Origin of the sequence: Gilliamella sp. Pas-s27 (assembly GCF_009795865.1) — a bacterium.
Classification (GTDB): Bacteria; Pseudomonadota; Gammaproteobacteria; order Enterobacterales; family Orbaceae; genus Gilliamella.
This window is the reverse complement of record NZ_WTEW01000009.1, coordinates 13,365-33,646: the sequence shown is the minus strand read 5'-3', so window position 1 is coordinate 33,646 and position 20,282 is coordinate 13,365. Positions and strand designations below refer to the sequence as shown.

The 20,282-nt window shown below is 33.2% G+C and carries 20 protein-coding genes and 1 tRNA gene; 10 read left to right on the top strand and 11 right to left on the bottom strand.

The window, feature by feature from the left end:
- Nucleotides 1-50 precede the first annotated feature (50 nt).
- The 3 genes from recJ to xerD all read right to left on the bottom strand — a co-directional run bounded on the left by recJ (nt 51) and on the right by xerD (nt 3,507).
- A complete protein-coding gene (gene recJ / locus GQ589_RS04990; RefSeq protein ID WP_160424928.1) occupies nt 51-1,787 on the bottom strand; it encodes a single-stranded-DNA-specific exonuclease RecJ in 1,737 nt (578 codons plus the stop codon).
- A gap of 81 nt (nt 1,788-1,868) precedes the next feature.
- Complete coding sequence (dsbC, locus tag GQ589_RS04985; protein WP_160424926.1) at nt 1,869-2,567, bottom strand: bifunctional protein-disulfide isomerase/oxidoreductase DsbC; 699 nt, start codon at nt 2,565-2,567, stop codon at nt 1,869-1,871.
- A gap of 25 nt (nt 2,568-2,592) precedes the next feature.
- Complete coding sequence (gene xerD / locus GQ589_RS04980; RefSeq protein ID WP_160424924.1) at nt 2,593-3,507, bottom strand: site-specific tyrosine recombinase XerD; 915 nt, start codon at nt 3,505-3,507, stop codon at nt 2,593-2,595.
- A gap of 156 nt (nt 3,508-3,663) precedes the next feature.
- Here xerD and GQ589_RS04975 point away from each other — a divergent pair, with 156 nt between their 5' ends.
- Both GQ589_RS04975 and grxB read left to right on the top strand, forming a co-directional pair.
- A complete protein-coding gene (locus GQ589_RS04975; protein WP_160424921.1) occupies nt 3,664-4,290 on the top strand; it encodes a Pr6Pr family membrane protein in 627 nt (208 codons plus the stop codon).
- The gene (grxB, locus tag GQ589_RS04970) at nt 4,287-4,937 is read left to right on the top strand and encodes a glutaredoxin 2 (protein ID WP_160412294.1); all 651 of its coding nucleotides are present in this window, start codon (nt 4,287-4,289) and stop codon (nt 4,935-4,937) included. Before GQ589_RS04975 ends, grxB begins: the two co-directional genes overlap by 4 nt.
- 151 nt (nt 4,938-5,088) lie before the next feature.
- Here the strand turns inward: grxB and GQ589_RS04965 are convergent, their stop codons facing one another.
- The gene (locus GQ589_RS04965) at nt 5,089-6,129 is read right to left on the bottom strand and encodes a tagatose 1,6-diphosphate aldolase (RefSeq protein ID WP_160412296.1); all 1,041 of its coding nucleotides are present in this window, start codon (nt 6,127-6,129) and stop codon (nt 5,089-5,091) included.
- 292 nt (nt 6,130-6,421) lie between these two features.
- Between GQ589_RS04965 and adhP the strand changes: the two genes are divergently transcribed.
- Both adhP and GQ589_RS04955 read left to right on the top strand, forming a co-directional pair.
- Nucleotides 6,422-7,456, top strand: coding sequence for an alcohol dehydrogenase AdhP (gene adhP / locus GQ589_RS04960; protein WP_160424919.1), 1,035 nt, complete (start codon nt 6,422-6,424; stop codon nt 7,454-7,456).
- A 184-nt stretch (nt 7,457-7,640) separates the two neighbouring features.
- Nucleotides 7,641-9,086, top strand: a complete 1,446-nt coding sequence (locus tag GQ589_RS04955; RefSeq protein WP_160424917.1) for an APC family permease — start codon at nt 7,641-7,643, stop codon at nt 9,084-9,086.
- A 76-nt stretch (nt 9,087-9,162) separates the two neighbouring features.
- On the opposite strand, the gene GQ589_RS04950 is transcribed toward GQ589_RS04955, so the two are convergent.
- The 3 genes from GQ589_RS04950 to GQ589_RS04940 are packed head-to-tail and all read right to left on the bottom strand — an operon-like array spanning nt 9,163 to nt 11,297.
- The gene (locus GQ589_RS04950) at nt 9,163-10,533 is read right to left on the bottom strand and encodes a PTS ascorbate transporter subunit IIC (RefSeq protein WP_160424915.1); all 1,371 of its coding nucleotides are present in this window, start codon (nt 10,531-10,533) and stop codon (nt 9,163-9,165) included.
- Nucleotides 10,534-10,553: 20 nt separating this feature from the next.
- The gene (locus GQ589_RS04945; RefSeq protein ID WP_160401069.1) at nt 10,554-10,826 is read right to left on the bottom strand and encodes a PTS sugar transporter subunit IIB; all 273 of its coding nucleotides are present in this window, start codon (nt 10,824-10,826) and stop codon (nt 10,554-10,556) included.
- Between the two features lie 27 nt (nt 10,827-10,853).
- Nucleotides 10,854-11,297, bottom strand: coding sequence for a PTS sugar transporter subunit IIA (locus tag GQ589_RS04940; RefSeq protein ID WP_160424913.1), 444 nt, complete (start codon nt 11,295-11,297; stop codon nt 10,854-10,856).
- Between the two features lie 593 nt (nt 11,298-11,890).
- Between GQ589_RS04940 and GQ589_RS04935 the strand changes: the two genes are divergently transcribed.
- Both GQ589_RS04935 and GQ589_RS04930 read left to right on the top strand, forming a co-directional pair.
- A complete protein-coding gene (locus tag GQ589_RS04935) occupies nt 11,891-12,976 on the top strand; it encodes a PAAR domain-containing protein (protein ID WP_160424912.1) in 1,086 nt (361 codons plus the stop codon).
- The gene (locus GQ589_RS04930; RefSeq protein ID WP_160424910.1) at nt 12,973-13,170 is read left to right on the top strand and encodes a hypothetical protein; all 198 of its coding nucleotides are present in this window, start codon (nt 12,973-12,975) and stop codon (nt 13,168-13,170) included. Before GQ589_RS04935 ends, GQ589_RS04930 begins: the two co-directional genes overlap by 4 nt.
- A 610-nt stretch (nt 13,171-13,780) precedes the next feature.
- Here the strand turns inward: GQ589_RS04930 and GQ589_RS04925 are convergent.
- A tRNA-Pro gene (locus tag GQ589_RS04925) sits at nt 13,781-13,857 on the bottom strand.
- Between the two features lie 73 nt (nt 13,858-13,930).
- Entirely contained in the window at nt 13,931-15,067 is a 1,137-nt protein-coding gene (gene tgt, locus GQ589_RS04920) for a tRNA guanosine(34) transglycosylase Tgt (protein ID WP_160412298.1), read from the bottom strand.
- A 136-nt stretch (nt 15,068-15,203) separates the two neighbouring features.
- Between tgt and GQ589_RS04915 the strand changes: the two genes are divergently transcribed.
- Entirely contained in the window at nt 15,204-15,884 is a 681-nt protein-coding gene (locus GQ589_RS04915) for a M48 family metalloprotease (protein ID WP_160412301.1), read from the top strand.
- A gap of 83 nt (nt 15,885-15,967) precedes the next feature.
- Here the strand turns inward: GQ589_RS04915 and queA are convergent, their stop codons facing one another.
- Nucleotides 15,968-17,008, bottom strand: a complete 1,041-nt coding sequence (gene queA / locus GQ589_RS04910) for a tRNA preQ1(34) S-adenosylmethionine ribosyltransferase-isomerase QueA (RefSeq protein ID WP_160401085.1) — start codon at nt 17,006-17,008, stop codon at nt 15,968-15,970.
- Nucleotides 17,009-17,164: 156 nt separating this feature from the next.
- Here queA and GQ589_RS04905 point away from each other — a divergent pair, with 156 nt between their 5' ends.
- Together GQ589_RS04905 and GQ589_RS04900 are read left to right on the top strand one after the other, a co-directional pair.
- Entirely contained in the window at nt 17,165-17,923 is a 759-nt protein-coding gene (locus GQ589_RS04905) for a M48 family metalloprotease (RefSeq protein WP_160412302.1), read from the top strand.
- 91 nt (nt 17,924-18,014) lie between these two features.
- Nucleotides 18,015-18,563, top strand: coding sequence for a hypothetical protein (locus GQ589_RS04900; protein ID WP_160424908.1), 549 nt, complete (start codon nt 18,015-18,017; stop codon nt 18,561-18,563).
- Nucleotides 18,564-18,648: 85 nt separating this feature from the next.
- Here GQ589_RS04900 and GQ589_RS04895 read toward each other — a convergent pair whose 3' ends face one another.
- Nucleotides 18,649-19,863 (bottom strand): pyridoxal phosphate-dependent aminotransferase, encoded by a 1,215-nt coding sequence (locus GQ589_RS04895; RefSeq protein WP_160401088.1) that lies wholly within the window; start codon nt 19,861-19,863, stop codon nt 18,649-18,651.
- 127 nt (nt 19,864-19,990) lie between these two features.
- Here GQ589_RS04895 and GQ589_RS04890 point away from each other — a divergent pair, with 127 nt between their 5' ends.
- Entirely contained in the window at nt 19,991-20,260 is a 270-nt protein-coding gene (locus GQ589_RS04890) for an ACT domain-containing protein (protein WP_160401089.1), read from the top strand.
- Nucleotides 20,261-20,282 lie beyond the last annotated feature (22 nt).

The following is a 20,282-nucleotide window of genomic DNA, read 5'->3' as shown; positions in this document are numbered from 1 at the left end:
ATCAGGTGTAAATCCAGCACAACTTTACAATTATAATCGATCCTACTTGCTTATGCGATAGGCCATAGGTGTTTTATGATTAAATTTGGTGATTGGTTACCTCGAAATTCATTGACATCTAAATGATAAATTATCTTTACATTTTTTATTGACTGATCAGGCCATTGCTGTCTATTTACATTAAAAAATATTCCTTCAGTAAGTGGGCCACCATTTTTAGGCTCTAATACTAATTTAAGGTGTTTTTCTGCAAGTAATTGTTGTCGGTGAATAATAAATTCGCCATCAAAAATTGGGGTACTAAATCCTTCTCCCCATGGGCCTGATTCTTTTACTTGTTTAGCTATTGCGTAAGTAAAGTCTTGGCTATCTATTTCACCATCGGTTTCAATGATTTGTTCTAGTAAATTAGGAGGTAATTGTTTGTCTGAAAGAGCTTCAATACTACTTTTAAAACGTTCTAAATCTTCTTCACGAATGGTTAATCCAACAGCCATTGCGTGTCCTCCAAAACTAACGATTAAATCTGGATGTTGCTGATTTAATTTATCAATAAAATCCCTTAAATGTAATCCTTTAATTGAGCGTCCTGAACCTTTTAAAAAGCCATCTTGGGTTGAGGCAAAAGAGATCACTGGGCGGTAATATTTGTCTTTCAAGCGAGCCGATAATATGCCAATAATACCTTGATGCCACTGGGGATGATAAAAGACGAGGAAGTTAGGAATAGCTGTGCTTTTTTTTTCAATTTCTTCAATAAACGATAAAGCTTCTTTATGCATCGTTTGTTCAATCAATTTTCGATCACTATTGAGGTTATCAAGATCTGTCGCCTTGCTGATAGCTAAATCATAATTATCACAAAGTAATAATTCAACACCTAATGTCATATTATCCATTCTACCAGCAGCATTTAATCGAGGCGCAATATAAAAAGCTAAATCTGTTGAAGTAATAGATGTAGGATCTTTTTTGGCTATCTGTAATAGAGCTTTGATCCCTTCGCTACAATAACCTGCCCTGATTCTGTTCACACCTTGGTAAACTAGAATACGATTATTGTGATCTAGCCGAACTACGTCAGCAATAGTACCTAGTGCCACTAAGTCGAGCAAATTTGTTATATTATATTCAGTCAAATTATTGTCAGTGAACCAGTTTTCTTTGCGCAATTTTGCACGTAAGGCTAACATAAAGTAAAAAGCTACTCCCACACCCGCTAAGTGCTTAGATGGAAAATCACAATTAGGTAAATTAGGATTGATTATGGCATCAGCATTAGGTAATTGCTCAGGACATAAATGGTGATCAGTAATAATGACTGATAAATTTGCTTGTTTGGCAAAATCGACTGCTTCAATAGCAGAAATTCCGTTATCAACAGTAATAATAAGTTGTGCTTTTTTTAAAATGGCTTTTTTAACCACCGATACACTCAATCCATATCCATCATTGAAGCGATCTGGAATGATGTAATCAACAAATTGACAGCCCATATTTTTAAGAGCTCTGATTGTTAAAGCGGTGCTTGTAGCTCCATCTGTATCAAAGTCACCAACAATCATAATTTGTTGATTATTCTTCATTGCTAAATAAAGAATTTCGACGGCTTTTTCAATGCCATTTAGTTTTTCGTAATTACATAAATTACGTGTGGTGTAGTCAAGCTCTTGTGCATGAGTAATACCACGAGATGCATAAATTCGTTGTAATAATAACGGAATATCATTAGGAAATTCTGGATATACCTCAACTAATTTGCGATGTATTAATTTATTTTTTTTCATATTTTATATGCTAGCGTATTGGCGCTAGCATGTATTTTGTAATTATGTTTTAAGTTTTAATAAGTGATTACTTGTTAATTTTTATTTAGTTGCTTTTTTATCTAAAATTTCAATTAATTTATCAGCAGGTAAATAGCCAGAAACTAATTGTCCGTTAGGTAAAACAATTGCTGGTGTACCACTAATGCCAAGTTGTTTACCAACATTAAATTGTTGTGTTACGTAAGGAATCATACTGCTAGCAGGAGAAATAGTATTGCCTTTATAAGCATTTTCAAATGCTGTTTTGCGGTTAGTCATACTCCAAATGGATTGCATATTTTTACCCACCTCACTATCAGCACCGGCACGAGGGAATGCAAAATAATGTACTGAAATACCTGCTTCTAAATATTTATCGATATTTTCGTGTAGTAGTTTGCAGTAATGGCAAGTGTAATCAGTAAAGACTGAAATAATATATTTTTCATTTTTGGCTTTATAAACAATGGCATCATTTTCAATCGATTTGATTAATTTAAGGTTGTTACCATTAGCGATATTTTCTGGTTCATCACCTTGAATATCATAAATAGGACCTTGGGTTAAGTATTTACCATCGTCTGTAACATAAAAAAGTCCATCAGGTGTAGTGACGCTTTTTAAGCCATTCACTGGGCTATTTGCAATTTTAATATTTTTATCACTATAACCTAATTTGTCCATTGCATTAATAATATCTGTATTATTTGCTAATGCTGTAGTTGATATTAATGCTAAACCTAAAACTAATTTTTTCATTTAATTATCCTTATTTTTTCGTGCGTTATGCTCGAGGATGATGTTTGCTGTGTAACTGTTTTAATCTTTCAGTCGCTACATGTGTATAAATTTGTGTTGTTGACAGACTACTGTGCCCAAGCAACATTTGTACAACACGTAAATCCGCTCCATGATTAAGTAAATGGGTTGCGAAAGCATGCCGAAGTACATGAGGTGAAAGTGCTTCGATATTGATACCCGTCAACATGGCATAGTATTTTATTCTATGCCAAAAGGTCTGTCGTGTCATTTTTTTACCTAATCGGCTCGGAAATAGCGCATCAATAGTGCCATTTTTTAGAAGATCGTTTCGGCCATATTTGAAATAGTATTCAAGCCAATAAACAGCTTCTTCACCTAGCGGTACTAAACGTTCTTTATTTCCTTTCCCAATAACTCTTATTACCCCTTGTCTTAAGCTAATATCACTCATTTCTAAATTTACTAACTCTGATACACGTAGACCTGTAGCATAAAGCACTTCTAACATGGCTTTATCTCTTAATTCTATAGGATCTTCTATACTGGGAGATTCAAGTAGAGAACTAACTTGTGATTCAGTTAAATCTTTTGGTAACTTTTTGGGTAATTTGGGTGATGATAATATCGCTGATGGGTCATCAGTTCGGTAATTTTCTTGATATAAATACTGAAAAAATCTTTTGATTGCGCTAAGTAAGCGTGCTGAACTACTTGCTTTATAACCATCTTTTACCCGTTGCATCAAAAATTCTTGTAAATTAATCGTTTGAGCTGTTAAACATGTTGTATTTTGCTGTTGTAAAGATTGGCTTAACGCTAATAGATCAAGTTTATAAGATTCAATGGTATTTTCAGCTAGGTTTCTTTCTAACCATAATGAATCTAAGAAATGCGCTATTAACATTTTGTTTTGGGGGGGAGCGTCTTGGTAAGACATCAAAATTATCTCTAAATTATATTTATTCGTTTGTTATATTATATACGAACTGTTAATAAGTTACAGTTTTGGGTAATGGGTATTTATGATGGCTGTTGTTACTTATTTTTATTAACTACTATATACTTAGGTTTTTGTTATTTTTTACTATTGTTTATGTTAAAGCGAAGTATTAATCTTTTTATTGCTCTGTTTGCTATTTCTATTATTGCTCTGGAAACCTATATTTATTGGCATACTCGGTTTCGTCCTTGGCAGCCTAGCTCTTCAATAGGGCGGTTAGTTTATTATTATAGTTTCTTTACTGTATTATCAAATTTAATGTTAGCATTGAGTTGTTTTTGGCTAACTATAAATCCTAATTGCCATCGGTATAGTTTTAAAGTTATTCGATTAAATGGATTAGTTGGTGTGATTATAACTACAATAGTGTATAACCTAATATTAAGAGGAATTCATTCACCACCTAATATATTATTAAAAATTGCTAATGAAAGTTTGCATGTTGTTATCCCTGTTTTGGGAATATTGACTTGGTTTATTTGGGGACCATTTCGGAAAATCAATATTAAAGTCATTGTAGGATCGTTATTGTCATTAATGGGATATGGCATTTATATTTTTGTTCGAGGCTATTATACAAGTTTATATCCGTATCCTTTTATTAATGTTGTGCAGATTGGTTATTTTAAAGCACTATTGGCTGTTAGTAAGGTATTTTTATTATTTTGGGGATTAGTTTTTTTATGTTGGGCAATTGACTGTTTAAGGAGTCAAAAATGAAACTGTATATTTATGAGCATTGTCCTTTTTGTGTTAGAGCGAGAATGATTTTCGGACTAAAAAATGTACCTGTGGAACAACAGGTATTACTTAGTGATGATTTTGCTACGCCTGAACATATGATTGGTGAAAAAATGGCACCAATTTTACAAAAAGATGATGGTAGTTATATGCCAGAAAGCTTAGATATTGTTAATTATGTTGATAATAACTATGGAGGAAATACTATTTTAATAGGTTCACAATCGTTAAATATTGCAGAATTAATAAAACAGTTACAACAATATGACTATAAATTAGTGTGTCCACGTTATATCAAACTAGGTTTAGCTGAATTTGCAACACAAAGTGCTATCGATTATTTTGTTACAAGCAAAGTTAAAAAAATGGGCTCTTTTGATGAATGTTTGTTGCAAAGTGATTTGTTAATTTCAAAGATTTCAGCTGTATTGTACAAACTTGATTCGTTGATTGTTTCGTCTGATGCGTGTAATGGGCAATTATCTCTTGATGATATCTGTTTATTCCCAATTTTACGTAATTTGACGTGTGTTAAAAAATTAACATTTCCGCCTAAAATTAAAGCTTATATTCAATCTATGGCAAACCTTAGTAAGGTTGATCTGTTTTTTGATAAGGCTATTTAAGCGAATGAGTAGAAATATAAAATTATTAGGTTTTACTTGATATTAAACCTGAACAGTAAAATTTAACTTCATAAAAAAAACAGGAAAAGTAAATCCTGTTCTTTTTTGCTTAACAATACCTTGCTACTATTGATTATTTAGGGTAATTTGGCTAATTGCTTAATTTAATATCAATAACTTCAATATTATCTTTACCACCGTAAATATCATACCAAGGTGTTGCATACTGTTTTAATATTTTGTTAAGGTGTTCAACATTTTCTCGTCCAGTTTGATCTAACCAACGTTTTAAACCTTCTGTACCACCATTTGCATAGGCTGCAACACCTTCAAACCACGTTGCACGACCACCTAAAATACCACTGTATTTAGCTCCATTTTCACCTGCAAAAATCAGCTCCTCGTGGAAAGTTTTTGTCGGTACCCCTGCACTCAAATAAATGAATGGCCTAGTTGCTGCATCACTTGCTTGTTTAAAATAGTCAGCAGCTTGTTTTTGAGTATAAACAACAATATTGTTGTCGTTAAATCCTTCTACATTTTTGAACAATACAGGAACTTCAACTTTTAAAACATCAATGTAATATTGTTCCTTTGTAAATTCTTTAATGGTATTAATGACTTTTTGTGGCTTTATTTTGGCAAATTCAGGACTTTTATCGTCAGTTATCACGTTATCATATACAATAGGTTCAACAAAAACAGGAATATCCGCTGCTCTAGCTTCATTGCCTAAACGTTCTAAGAATGCGTGTTTTTTGTCTAAAATATCTTGAGGGTCGTCGGGATTATAATAAACCAAGACTTTTGCAGCATCGGCTCCTTTTTTTATTAGGCGCTGTAATGAATCTTCGGGTAAAATATCGGGTAATCGGCCTGGAGTGTTGGCATCATATCCTGTTTTTTCATATGACATGATTAACCCGGAATTACTATTTTTGGCTGACATACCTTTAAAGCCATACTCTTCATCTAACAAAATTGCACTGACATATTTAGTTAATTCTTGAGAGACAAGTTCTTTAAATTCATAAACCATATCAATATGATAACGTTCTTTACCAACAGCTGATTCCATCATTTTAACCATTGAACCACGTTGATCTATCGCTAATGCAGCAATAACGCCATCTTGGTTTGATAATTGCTGCATGCGGGTAAATTTGCCACGAGAAATACATTTTTTAGCCATTTTATGACCTCCATTTAATAAGTATCTCTATTCTAGTTTTTTTGTTTGTCTATTTATTAATCATTTGTGCTGGTTTTTGTTATAGGCTTAATTTAAGTAAAAGCAATTATTATGTAATACCATTATCTAACTGATTTTATCAAAATACTTCAAGAAAACATGTGTTTTAATACTACTTATTAAAGCATCAATATTTTTTATAAAATTGTGAAATTACTCATATTTTTTCAAAATAATTCGTTTAGAATGAGAATCAATTATATTTTAACTTTAAATTATTTAGGAGAAAAATATGAAAGCTGCTGTTATCAAACAAGAATGTGATGGGCAAGTTGAAATTAAAGATATCCCAGTTCGTCCTTTAGAATCAGGAGAAGCGCTTGTTGATGTTGAATATTGTGGTCTTTGCCATACAGATCTCCATGTTGCAGCAGGGGATTTTGGTAAAAAACCTGGGCGCGTTATTGGTCACGAAGGCGTAGGGATTGTGATCAAAATCGCTCCTGATGTAAAAAGCCTGAAAATTGGAGATCGAGTTAGTATTGCTTGGTTTCATGCAGGGTGTGGTACTTGTGAGTATTGTATTTCAGGTAATGAAACATTTTGTCGAAGTGCTTTAAATTCTGGTTATACTGTTGATGGCGGTATGGCAGAACAGTGTATTGTTAAGGCCGATTATGCGGTTAAAGTGCCAGAAGGGCTCGATCCCGCACAAGCAACAAGTGTCACTTGCGCAGGTGTAACTACATATAAAGGCATTAAAGTAGCAAATACAAAACCAGGTCAATGGCTTGCTGTATTTGGCATTGGTGGACTAGGAACACTAGCAATTGAATATGGTAAAAAAGTATTTAACAATAAAGTAGTTGCAATCAGTAATAGTGATAGCCAATTAGAATTATGTAAAACATTAGGTGCTGATTTAGTTGTTAATCCTAAAAAAGTTGAAGATGTTGGCGCTTATATTAAAAAGCATACTGATGGTGGTGTTCATGGTGCCGTTGTAACTTCTGTGACTAAAACAGCATTCAATCAAGCTATCAATTCAGTGCGCCCTTTAGGACGTGTTGTTGTATTAGGTTTACCTTCTGAAAATATGGATTTAAGTATTCCTAAAACAGTATTGGATGGTATTCAAGTTTTAGGTTCATTGGTGGGTACTCGTGAAGATTTAGCTGAAGCATTTCGTTTTAGTGCAGAAGGAAAAGTTGTACCAATAGTCGAAAAAAGACCATTGGAAGATATCAATGATATGATTGACGAAATGAAAGCTGGTAGAATTCGAGGTCGTATGGTTGTTGATATGAAAATGAAGAAAAATAAATAAGTTAATTTTACTATCAATTCTAAAAGCTAGCTTAGTGCTGGCTTATTTTTATAAATAAAATTGTTTTATTTACTTGATTTTTATAATTTTAATATAAAAACTTAATCTTTCTTGTGTTTTACTAATAAATGCCTATTATAACCCAGTTTCGCTTATTTATTTTATATGTTTTAAGAGGACCTTTATGGCAGAACATAATTTAGAAAATAGCCTAAAGAAAGATCTTGGTTTAGTTTCAGCATTATCGTTGGTTGTTGGCATGGTTTTAGGGGCTGGGGCATTTATGAAACCACCAGCTGTATTAGAAGTTACTGGTGATTATAATTATGCATTATTAGCATGGATAATCGGTGGTGCTATTTCCATTTGTGGAGGCTTAACTCTTTGTGAACTTGGTGTTATGTTTCCAAAAACAGGAGGGATGCTGGTTTATTTAGAAAAAATCTATGGAGCTAAAGTTGCTCATCTTTATGGATGGATGATTACAGTTATTTTTTCCCCTTCTTTAGTTGGGGCATTAGTAGGTTATTTTAGTTCAGTATTTTGTTCATTGTTTAACATTAATGATGTTTATCGAATGGCTGTAAGTGCTGGAGTTTTAGGTTTTATCGCTTTCATTAACGCTATTGGTGTCAGGCAGGCTGGTTATTTACAGACGATTGCTACGGTTTGTAAACTAATTCCTATATTGTTATTAGCAATATTTGGGCTATGTGAAGGTAATGGTCAAGTGGCATTATTTACAGCTAGTGGGCAAGGTATTGAAACGTGTGCTCCTTTTGCTGTGGCCATCCTTGCAACACTTTTTGCTTATGATGGTTGGGCACAGGTAGCTTCAGTTGCTGGTGAGATAAATAATCCATCAAAAGTATTACCTAAAGCGATTATTTTTGGAATAGTTTTTCTTGTAGCCGTTTATGCTTGTATTAACATTGCATTATTTAAAATTTTTCCTGTGCAAGAGATGGTTTCTCTTGGGCATAAAGCATCATCTGTTGCTTCACAACGGATGTTTGGACATTTTGGGGGGAATTTGGTGGCCGTTGGTATTATGGTTTCGATTCTGGGTGGCATTAATGGATATATTATGACGTTATCTCGTACTATATTTAGTATGGCTGAGAGGGGAACTCTTATCGGTGCTCGTTATTTAAGTACTATTGATGATGATAGCCGTTCACCAGTTAATGCAATTATTGTTTTAGTTGTTTTTTCTTTTCTGTACTCAACGTTCCTTGATGCGGATCGATTATCTGAAATTTCAATGTTTTCTATCTGGGTATTTTATTTATTAACGTTTATTGGAGTGATGATTGCCCGTAAAAAATATCCAGATGTACCTAGGCCTTATAAAATTATTGGTTATCCAATAATCCCTATTATTGCAATGCTAGGGGCTATTTATGTTATTTATGGTATGTTAGTTTACCAAACCATAAATGGTATTATTTCTATTGTACTGACTTTAATTGGTTTACCTGTTTATTATTACTATTGTAAAAATAAAAATAGAGAACTTTCTCTTGGTAAAATTAAAAAATATAAAATAAAAAGAATGGTAACCATTGCAGTGTCAACAATTATTATTATTAGTTTGTTTGTTGCTTGTGGATTTTTTATTAGCAACTAAAAAATAAAAAGGGTTTATGAAAAAAGCCAGACAATTTGTCTGGCATAATATTTTTTGTAAATGAGATAGTAACCATTTACTCAACGTTCTCTCCGATATTTTTTTTAGGTTTAAATGTATAGTTGAATATTACCAATAATGCAAAAATAGCAATGAAAATACCCATTATAATATCTTTATTAAACCATTTTGCCATATTACCTAGAATAATCCCAATACCACAAAAATCGACATCAGAGAAAGTTGTATTTGCAAAACCAAGCGATCCTAAGACAGGCAATAAAAGAACCGGTAAAAATGTCACTAATAAACCATTAGCAAATGCACCAATCATTGCACCACGACGCCCCCCCATCGCATTACCAAAAACCCCAGCAGTTGCACCACAGAAAAAATGAGGAACAACACTAGGCAGTATAAGTACTGTGTTTAATTTACCTAGCACAAATAAACCGACTAGACCACCGATGAAGCTAAATAGGAAACCGATCAAAACTGCATTTGGCGCATATGGAAAAACAACTGGACAATCTAAAGCTGGTTTTGCGTTCGGTACCAATTTTTCTGAAAAACCAGTAAATGCAGGTACTATTTCAGCAAGGATAAGCCTAACACCTTGTAAAATAATAAAAACACCAGCGGCAAAGGTAATTGCTTCTATGATTGCATAAACGAGATAATTATCGCCTTTACTTAATGTTTTTTGGACATAATCAGAACCAGCAAATATAGCAAGAATCAAATAAACAATCATCATAGTTAATGAGATAGAAATTGAACTATCTCTTAAAAAGCTTAAATTTTTAGGTAAATTCATATCTTCCGTTGAGCGAGAATTTTTACCAAATAATTTACCAAGATAACCAGCTAGTACATACCCTAAAGTTCCAAAGTGGCCAAATGCTACATCATCATTTCCTGTAATCTTACGCATCTGTGGTTGAGCTAAAGCAGGGAAGAAAGCCATGATAAGACCAAGTATTAATGAGCCCGTTAATATTAATTGCCAGTTTCCAAAACCAGCTACAGTTAAAATAATACTAATCATACAAGCCATGTAAAAAGTATGATGCCCAGTTAAAAATATAAATTTCAAACGGGTAAACCTCGCAACGACAATATTAGCTACCATACCAAATGCCATAATTAAAGCTGTTGCTGTGCCATACTTAGTTAATGCCAAAGATACAATGGCTTCATTATTAGGAATAATTCCTTGTAATTTAAAAGCTTGTTCAAACATCATACCTAATGGAGTAATTGCGCTGATAAGTACAGTCGCACCGCCGCTTAATACCAAAAAACCTAAAATAGTTTTAACAGTGCCTTTTACTGTATCGGTAAATGATTTACGTTGAACGATAAGCCCAGCCATAGCAATAAAACCAACTAATATAGCTGGGGTTTTTAGAATATCAACAATAAATTTTATTATTTCTTGAATCATGGCAACACCTCATAATTTATTTAGTGCTTTGCAAAATATTCAACGAGTTTTGTTTCTAAATCGTTGATATCAATGATATTGTTTAATACCACTAATTTATCATCAGGAATTCCTGAACTGGCGGCTAAATCTTTGGTCATAACAAATAGATCGGCCTGATCTGGTGTTGCAGACGCCAAATCAGCATGCGTTACTTCAGCATTAATATTTAGTTTTTTAATAACTTTTTTAATATTCATTTCAACCATAAAACTACTACCAAGACCTGAACCACAAACAGCCATAATTTTCATTTTGTTTATCCTTTTGTTGAGTTTAATTTAATAGTTATTGATAACAGACAATATTTGAGCAGAGGTTTGTGCCTTAAAAATTTTCTGAATATCACTTGCCTCACCAAACAGTGCAGCCAATTGAGTTAATATTTCAATGTGGCTAGTATTATCATTCGCTGCTAATAAAGTAATTAAATAGACAGGATCATTTTCTTGTGAGTTAAATTTAACCCCTTGTTTGACCAATAACATGGATAGACTTAATTGGTTTACGCCTTGTTCTGGTCTGGCATGTGGCATAGCAATACCTGGTGCCAAAACGTAGTAAGGTCCTATTGATTCGTGTAACTGAAAAATAGCATCCACGTAATTTTGTGAAATGGCATTATTTTTTAATAGTGGTGTTGCACAAAGTTGTATCGCTTCTTTCCAGTCTTTAACCGAATCAATAATATTGACTGTTTGGTTGGTTAACCATTTATCTAACATTTTTCCTCCATTAAAACCGATATAAAGTTACTGTCTTTTCCAAAAATTAACATACTGCACAATAATAGAAATGAAAAAAATAATTGAAATGTGATAGCGTTATCAAAGTTAATATAAAATTTATCTGTTTTGTGATACAGATAACATTTTTAGTGAATGGATAAAAAAAATATTTTTTTAGAGTACTAATATTATATCGATAATAATGATTAAAAAACAGCTTAAACAATCTCCCTCTTGATTGATAGCCATACTTAAACTCATTTCACAGTTTTTGAATAAATAACCAGTAAATAATGAGGTTAACGTTTTTAATTACTAAACGTGACATAAATCAAATTATTAAAAAATAGGGTATTTTTTATTTTTGAGATTAAGATTTTTTCTTCATACCAAGGTGTTAAATTATGTATGTGTAAATAGGTATTATAAATAAGTTATTGTGTTATTTTTCGATAAGTTAAAATAAATTATACTGCTATAAAAATAGCATGACTACAGTTTTCCCGTTTGTTTTTTAATTTATTTGATATAGTATTAATTGTTTAAAATTTGTTAAATGGAAATATTGTAATGAGTAAAAAATTGCTGTAATGGGGGATGATACTACAACCGGTGGTAAAGTTATTTCGTCGTCAGTTCTAGGTTTTAACCAGCTCGATGCTATAGCCTGTTTAGGGGATTATGCTTCATGTCCTAAGTGTAAAAGTTCTGGAAAAATTATTGAGGCGACTGATAAATTAATCATTGATGGCAAACCAGCTGCTTATGATGGGTGTATTATTGCTTGTGGTTGTCGGCCTATAGGTGTTAATCGAATTATTGCAACCAAAAGTCTGATATTTGTTGATGTGGCAACCCCCTATTATACAAATAAGTCAAATCCTATTAATAATACATTTTCAACAATCGCGCAAAATGATATTCACACACAAATTAATTCATTAGTAGCATCAAATGAAGATAAAACAAAGATTCGCCTTGACGTTCAAAATTTACTTGATTGTGCGCATGAAGTTTGTGAAAAACACCTTTACCATGATGATATAAAACAAGATTTTATTGATGATATTAATAATTTTGCCACGCACATTGTAAATCAAGTCGAAAGCGGAGCGATGAGTTATGAACAAGGCTCAGAAGCGATAAAATCTGAAGAAAAGAATTTATGGGATCAAAGCCTGTACTGGCTAGGTCGGGGACTAAGTGTTTTAGGTGGTGCAGGCTTGATAGTGACGGGGTTTGCAATGTGCACAACTGGTGTGGGTTGTATACTTGGCTCATATGTAGCAGCGCATGGAGTTAATAGTATTCAAGAAGGGATAACCGATGAGGATGGTTTTTTAAAATCAGTGTATCAAGATGCGGCTGAAGGATTAGGAATGTCTAAAGAGGCAGGTTCTTTGGCTTATGATTTAGTTGATATCGGTCTATCCGTACATGGTAAACTTAAATTAGTTCCTAAAATTGATAAAAGTTTTGCAATTAATCAATTTAATCGTGCCAATTCAGCTAAATTCAAATTATTTCATTATGGTAGAGAGGATTTGACACGAGCATATAGACAGATGAATGAATGGTTGTTAAGTTCTGAAATAGTAAGTGATGTTATGTCTTTAAGTGAAATTTATGAACAAAGCAAAAATATTTTTTTAAAAACAATGAGCTTGATGAGATGAATCTATATATTTCAAATCCCGAACAGATTGATAATATAGAGAAAATTGTAGATAGTTGTACAATAGTAATACGTATTACAGGTAGCGAATCTGATGTAGATGACCAACCTAATTATTCATTGTGCACGCGCTTGGATGGTACTACATATCGGCAATATTTTGATGGCCATATTGAAGAAGGTTCTATTGAATAACAGGAATAACACAGATGATTATATTGATTTACATTGCGTATTACTTTTTCTCAATTTTGCCTATTATTATTACTTATCGTTTTAGACAATATACAATAAGTGATTATCAATATAATAAACGTTTGAAATGGCAAAGGCGCATCATGTTGGTTTTCAATTATATTGCTCTGGGTATCCAAATTATAATTGTAAGAGAACTTAAAATTATAGTACGTTCTAATCAAGATTATGGTCCTCTTTTATTATCAGCATTTATATTTCTAATTGTTTATACTATTTTTCCAATATCCTGGTTAGAAAGCCCAAAAGAGTATTTAAAAAAGAAAAAATGGAAATAATAATGACTTTAGTGAAGTTAGCTTTCCACCATTAACGACTGTCGCATTATCTTCCAAACAAATTGGAGGATATATGGCAACTTTAATATTACATAAATTAAATAATAAAACGGATTTGGTTGAACCAAAATTATCCCCATTAGCGCCAGTGATTCAATCACGAGTAAGTTTATAGTTGTTTGTGTTAAATAAGAGAATACAATAGGAAAATTTTTTCTCAAAACGCAGAAATAAAAAAAGCCCGCTTAGAAAAGCAGGCTTTTTATTTAAATTGGTCGGCGAGAGAGGATTCGAACCTCCGACCCACTGGTCCCAAACCAGTTGCGCTACCAAGCTGCGCTACTCGCCGTTAGGAAGCGCATGATACTGCGCTAACTAAAAAGTGTCAATACCTATGATAAAAAATTATATCTGTTATGATTTTATTTTGATAACGGCGCAGGTGTTTTACCAATTCGTTGATAAAATTCAATAACAAAATCTTCGTAGCGGTTGTTTGCAACAGCTTCACGAATTTTAGCCATTAAGCGTTGATAGTAACGTAAATTGTGGATAGTGTTTAAACGCGCACCTAGAATCTCGCCACATTTATCTAAATGGTGAAGATAAGATTTAGTATAATTTTTACACGTATAACAATCGCAATGCGGATCAAGCGGTGTGGTGTCATCTTTATATTTTGCATTACGTATTTTTATTACGCCATTTGTCACAAACAAGTGACCATTACGGGCATTACGTGTTGGCATTACACAGTCAAACATATCAATTCCTCGCCTAACACCCTCGACTAAATCTTCTGGTTTACCAACGCCCATCAAATAACGGGGTTTATTGGCAGGTAATTGTGGGCATGTACCTTCTAGAATTCGGTGCATATCAGCTTTAGGTTCACCAACAGCCAATCCACCGACTGCATAGCCATCAAAGCCGATTTCGGTTAATCCTTTAATTGAAATATCACGTAGCTCTTGGTGTATACCACCTTGCACGATACCAAATAGTGCATTTTTATTGCCTAATTCATCAAAACGCTTTCGGCTGCGTTTAGCCCAGCGTAACGACATTTCCATTGATTTTTTAACATAATCCCAGTCAGCAGGAAATGGTGCACATTCATCAAAAATCATTACTATATCTGAACCTAAATCGTATTGAATTTCCATCGAAATCTCAGGTGACAAGAAAATCGAATCACCATTAATTGGATTTCGGAAATAGACACCTTCTTCTTTTATTTTACGAATATCACCTAGGCTAAAAACTTGGAAACCACCTGAATCGGTTAAAATAGGACCATGCCATTGCATAAAGTCATGCAAATCACCATGTTTTCGCATAATTTCTTGTCCTGGCCTTAACCATAAATGGAATGTGTTACCAAGTAATATTTGTGCACCAGTTGCGGCAACTTCTTCTGGTGTCATACCTTTTACTGTACCATAAGTCCCGACTGGCATAAATGCCGGTGTTTCAACAGTATATTCAATTCCCCGGCGTTCAAATTTCATACGCCCTCGGCGAGCTAATCCATCGGTATTATCTAGTTCAAATTTCATTTTTGTTAACCTCTTGCGACCAAATAAACAGTTTGGCGCTAATTATTGTTATAATACGTTATTGTATTATTAGTTTGCTGCGCTAGTTTATCGTGCAAGGAAACAATAGACAATATTAGAAGGGAGATTAAGACGTTTGAAGCGTATTATTTTATTTTTGATATTATGTTTTTTATTTTGTTTATTGGTTTCTTGTCAATCCTCAAATAAGAAACCTACATTTATTATTACATCAGAACAAATTAAACATCTATCTGAACAAGATATTGAGGCTATTGGTAAGCAAGTATGTGTTGAATCAGATAAACAATCTGTTGTTGTTAACGAAAACAGTTGGCTTGATAAAAAACTTCAAATGCTAGCTCAAACTTTACCAAAAAAGATTAACAATATTGAATTAACTTACAAAGTTTATTTAAATACTTCCCCCAATGCATGGTCAACCGCTAATGGTTGTATTCGTATAAATAGTGGATTGATTAAATTACTTAACGATAATGAATTACAGGCTGTTTTAGCGCATGAACAAGCTCATATTGCTCTTAAACATACTATAAAATCGTTTAGACAGGCTCCTTATGTGGAAATAACTAATAAAGAGATATTCGTTCTTATTAAAGAAGATATTGCTCAGCAATATGAGTTCGACGCAGATTATTATGCTTTTGATTTATTAATGCGTGAAAATATCAACCCAATAGGTTTGGTAACCATGTTAAAAAAGATGCAGAACCATTCAACAAAAAAGCTGATAACATCGCATCCACCAAATATAAGCCGTATTAATCATATTTTAGATAGGTTAGGTGGTAAATAAGTATTTATATAAATCGTTTTGAAATAACTGATTAACTTTAATTGCTAACATAATTTTATTCGGTTATTTTTTATAAAATATTGTTAATATTTTTCGCTTAAATCTGTAATAAACATGGCATCACCATAACTAAAAAATCGATAGTTTTCTTTAACGGCATGCTGGTAGGCTTTCATTGTATTTTCGTATCCCGCAAACGCTGAAACAAGCATAATAAGCGTCGATTCTGGTAGGTGAAAATTGGTAATAAGTGAATCAATGACTTTAAATTGATAGCCCGGGTAAATAAAAATTTGGGTATCAGCAAAAAAAGGGGCAATTTTACCTGTTTTTTTAGCTGCACTTTCTAATGCTCTGACAGACGTTGTCCCTACTGCGATAACTTTATTGTTTCTTGCTTTGCATGCTAATACCGCTTCCACAACTGACTCTGGAACTTCTGCATATTCCGAGTGCATAATATGCGTTTCAATGTTTTCAACTCTAACTGGTTGGAATGTTCCTGCTCCGACATGTAAGGTAACAAATGCCATTTCAACACCTTTTTGCTTTAATTTTTCTAATAAAGGTTGATCAAAATGAAGCCCCGCAGTGGGTGCCGCAACAGCTCCGGGAACCTTATTATAAACCGTTTGATAAACCTCTCGGTCTTGTTCATTGTCAGGTCTATCAATATAAGGTGGTAATGGTATATGACCAATTTTATTTAAAATGCTAAGAACATCATCAGGGAATTGTAATTCAAATAAAGTATTGTGGCGTGCTAACATAGTAACATTGATAGTGCTGTCTTCTCCTAGAATTAATTCCGCTCCTACCTTCGGTGATTTTGAAGCTTTAATATGTGCAAGAGCTCGATTATTCTCTAGTAGTCTTTCTATTAATATTTCGATTTTTCCGCCTGAAGCTTTTTTACCATATAAGCGAGCAGGAATAACTCTGGTATTATTAAAAATAAGTAAATCCCCAGGATTGATTTTATCAATAATATCAGTAAATACATTATCTTCAATTTTACCCGTGTGACTATCAAGCGATAAAAGTCGACATGCACTTCTGGTTTCTGAAGGATGTTTGGCAATTAGCTCTTTGGGAAGATAAAAATCAAAATCGGATAGTTGCATAATCGTGTTCCTTAAAAAATTAGGCACTAGTCTAAAGCCCTCATAATGTCTGATCAAGTAATTATTTGTTGATTATTATGAAAGTTAAGTTAAAATTCCAAACTATCTAACAAATGTTAGATAGAAATTGATTTATATAGATATAAGGAAAACAGTATGAAAAAACATCAGAAAAAATTATTAGTCGCTTTACCTTTAGTTGCCGCAATGTCACTAGTTGGTTGTAAAAATATGAGTGTAGATGACTTAACGAGTCTTGGAATGAAAGGTTTGAAAGCTGCTACTTTAAGTGATAATGATGTGAAAGAATTAAGTAAACAATCATGTGCAGAGATGGATGCTCAATCAAAAATTGCTCCAGCCAAAAGCGCTTATACTAAACGATTGAATAAAATTGCTAAGGCGCTTGGTAATAACCTAGATGGCACACCGATTAATTATAAAGTTTACATTACAAAAGATGTTAATGCGTGGGCAATGGCAAATGGTTGTGTTCGTGTTTACAGTGGTTTAATGGATATGATGACTGATAACGAAATTCAAGGTGTTTTAGGCCATGAATTAGGACATGTTGCTTTAGGTCATAGTAAGAAAGCAATACAAGTTGCTTATGCTACTGAAATCGCACGCGATGCGGCAGCAGCATCTAGTAATGCTCAAATTGCCTCTTTATCTAAATCTAGCTTAGGTGCTTTAGCATCAGCAGTTATTAATTCTCAGTTTTCACAAAAACAAGAACAAGATGCGGATAATTACTCTTTTGATTTCTTAGTTAAGAAAAAAATTAATCCTGCAGGTCTTGCAACTGCATTTGATAAATTAGGTGGTGGTGATTCGTCTATATTAAGTAGTCATCCATCTTCATCAGATCGTGCTAAAAATATTCGTAAAAAAATTGCTGAACTTAAAAAATAAAAATTGCACTTTTTAATCTAAAGCGCCATAAATGGCGCTTTTTTATTTGATATTAACCAAATACTACAAATACTAATAGCGGAGAAATAGAATGGATTCAAGCCATAAGGAAAATCAAATTGATGAAATAAAAAAAGTAAGTTTTTGGGTTAGCCAACTTTTTATCCTGATTGCAACCATTGTAGGAGTTTTTTTAGCAGCGAATCAAGGGTTTAAACAAGCTGTGCAATTCGAGAATATGAAAAGTTATAAAGAAAACTACTACCTCCAAAAATCTTTACAATATGAATTACTCGATAATATTGCTATTTTAAAAGCTTATATGGCAAAAAGCCAAGACAGTAGTTATTTTGGTGCCCGTAGTGAACCTTTAAATTTTTATACACTGGTTTGGGATAATATGAAATTTTCTTCAACGACACTCGGAACTCCACCTAAGTTCTTGCGTGATTCTCAACGTTTTTATCGAGAAGTTAATCGCCTTCATGATGAGATCGCTAAAGGTAATATGGCTATTGCTATTGGCATTACAAAATTACAAGAACAAATAGACCTTGTGGAAAAAGATCTTTTGCCAGCATTAGATGCAAGTACGAAAGAAATTACAAAAATGTTTGAAAATACTGATGTTATCTTATAGATATCAAATAGTTATTCACTCCCTCTAGATTACCTAAGGGAGTGAATAACTAAATTTGGGTAATGGCTTTTTACGGTTAAAAGGTTTATTGTTTATAACTCGATAAAAATTTAGCAAATCGTTCAATAGCATCTTTGAGTTCACCTGTATGAGGTAAAGCAACAATTCTAACATGATCTGGTTTATGCCAGTTAAAACCAGTTCCTTGAACAAGTAGTACTTTTTCTTGTAATAAAAAGTCTAATACTAATTTTTGATCATTATAAATATTAAATTTTTTCTGATCTAATTTTGGAAATAGATATAACGCACCTTGCGGTTTGGTACATGAAACTCCAGGAATATCATTAAGCATTTTCCATGCAGACATGCATTGATCGTACAAACGTCCACCAGGTATGATAAATTCATTAATGCTTTGGTAACCTCCTAGTGCACCTTGAATAGCATGTTGTAATGGCACATTAGCACATAAACGCATGGAAGCAAGCATATTCAACCCCTCAATATAGCCTTTTACATGGTGTTTAGGACCACAAAGTGCCATCCATCCTTGTCTAAATCCTGCTACGCGATACGTCTTTGACAACCCACTCATGGTAATAACAAATAAATCAGGTGCTAATGCTGCAATGGAATGATGCACAGCATCATCATATAGAATTTTGTCGTAAATCTCATCAGCAAAAATGATCAAGTTGTTTTGACGAGCTATTTCTGCGATCTCAAGTAACACTTCTTTACTATAAACAGCCCCCGTTGGGTTATTTGGATTAATAATGACAATACCTTTTGTTTTAGGTGTGATTTTTTGTTTAATATCATCTAAATCTGGCGACCAGTTTGCTTCTTCATCACAAAGATAATGTACCGCATTACCTCCAGACAAGCTAACAGCCGCTGTCCATAATGGATAGTCTGGCATAGGTACCAGTATTTCATCACCAGTGTTAAGTAATGCTTGCATGGACTGAACAATGAGCTCAGATACGCCGTTACCTATATAAATATCTTCAACATCTAAACTTGTGATCCCTCTAGCCTGATAGTGTTGCATAATTGCTTTTCGTGCCGAGTAAAGTCCTTTTGAATCACAATACCCTTGTGATGCTGGTAAATTGCGAATAACATCAACCAATAATTCATCTGGTGCGGCAAAACCGAATGGAGCTGGATTTCCAATATTGAGTTTTAAGATTGTTTGACCTTCTTCTTCTAGTCGTTTTGCATGCTCAAGGATTGGTCCTCGGATGTCATAACAAACATTATCCAATTTGTTGGATTTTTGGAAATTTACCATAATGTCGCTCTTTTTTTGTTTTTACTGAAAAAAATAATCTACTCCTATTTCGATAATTTTTGAAGATGCTATTATGGATAGGGTAATAAATATTATTTAATTGTCTAAATTTTGTGCGGAGAGTGTTATGAAAACCATTTTAACGGTTATTGGTAAAGATCAAACAGGAATTATTGCAGGTATTAGTCAGAAATTATATGAATTAGACATTAATATTTTAGATGTCAGCCAAACTATTATGGATGAATATTTCACGATGATTATGCTACTTGATTTAACCAAAGTTAATATCTCATTTGAAGAAGCAAAAACAGCACTTATTCAAACGGGCGATAAGCTGAAAGTCAAAGTTAATTTACAACGTGAAGAAATTTTTGATGCAATGCATCGTTTATAATTTAATCTTTATACTTTTTAGT

Bases quoted from the DNA above. Each gene is read 5' to 3' on its own strand.
- GQ589_RS04935 (WP_160424912.1), top strand. From the start codon at position 11,891: ATGGGGGATGATACTACAACCGGTGGTAAAGTTATTTCGTCGTCAGTT.
- GQ589_RS04905 (WP_160412302.1), top strand. From the start codon at position 17,165: ATGAAAAAACATCAGAAAAAATTATTAGTCGCTTTACCTTTAGTTGCC.
- GQ589_RS04930 (WP_160424910.1), top strand. From the start codon at position 12,973: ATGAATCTATATATTTCAAATCCCGAACAGATTGATAATATAGAGAAA.
- dsbC (WP_160424926.1), bottom strand. From the start codon at position 2,567: ATGAAAAAATTAGTTTTAGGTTTAGCATTAATATCAACTACAGCATTA.
- GQ589_RS04945 (WP_160401069.1), bottom strand. From the start codon at position 10,826: ATGAAAATTATGGCTGTTTGTGGTTCAGGTCTTGGTAGTAGTTTTATG.
- recJ (WP_160424928.1), bottom strand. From the start codon at position 1,787: ATGAAAAAAAATAAATTAATACATCGCAAATTAGTTGAGGTATATCCA.
- GQ589_RS04940 (WP_160424913.1), bottom strand. From the start codon at position 11,297: ATGTTAGATAAATGGTTAACCAACCAAACAGTCAATATTATTGATTCG.
- GQ589_RS04975 (WP_160424921.1), top strand. From the start codon at position 3,664: ATGTTAAAGCGAAGTATTAATCTTTTTATTGCTCTGTTTGCTATTTCT.
- GQ589_RS04890 (WP_160401089.1), top strand. From the start codon at position 19,991: ATGAAAACCATTTTAACGGTTATTGGTAAAGATCAAACAGGAATTATT.
- GQ589_RS04965 (WP_160412296.1), bottom strand. From the start codon at position 6,129: ATGGCTAAAAAATGTATTTCTCGTGGCAAATTTACCCGCATGCAGCAA.
- GQ589_RS04900 (WP_160424908.1), top strand. From the start codon at position 18,015: ATGGATTCAAGCCATAAGGAAAATCAAATTGATGAAATAAAAAAAGTA.
- GQ589_RS04895 (WP_160401088.1), bottom strand. From the start codon at position 19,863: ATGGTAAATTTCCAAAAATCCAACAAATTGGATAATGTTTGTTATGAC.
- adhP (WP_160424919.1), top strand. From the start codon at position 6,422: ATGAAAGCTGCTGTTATCAAACAAGAATGTGATGGGCAAGTTGAAATT.
- queA (WP_160401085.1), bottom strand. From the start codon at position 17,008: ATGCAACTATCCGATTTTGATTTTTATCTTCCCAAAGAGCTAATTGCC.
- tgt (WP_160412298.1), bottom strand. From the start codon at position 15,067: ATGAAATTTGAACTAGATAATACCGATGGATTAGCTCGCCGAGGGCGT.
- GQ589_RS04955 (WP_160424917.1), top strand. From the start codon at position 7,641: ATGGCAGAACATAATTTAGAAAATAGCCTAAAGAAAGATCTTGGTTTA.
- GQ589_RS04950 (WP_160424915.1), bottom strand. From the start codon at position 10,533: ATGATTCAAGAAATAATAAAATTTATTGTTGATATTCTAAAAACCCCA.
- grxB (WP_160412294.1), top strand. From the start codon at position 4,287: ATGAAACTGTATATTTATGAGCATTGTCCTTTTTGTGTTAGAGCGAGA.
- xerD (WP_160424924.1), bottom strand. From the start codon at position 3,507: ATGTCTTACCAAGACGCTCCCCCCCAAAACAAAATGTTAATAGCGCAT.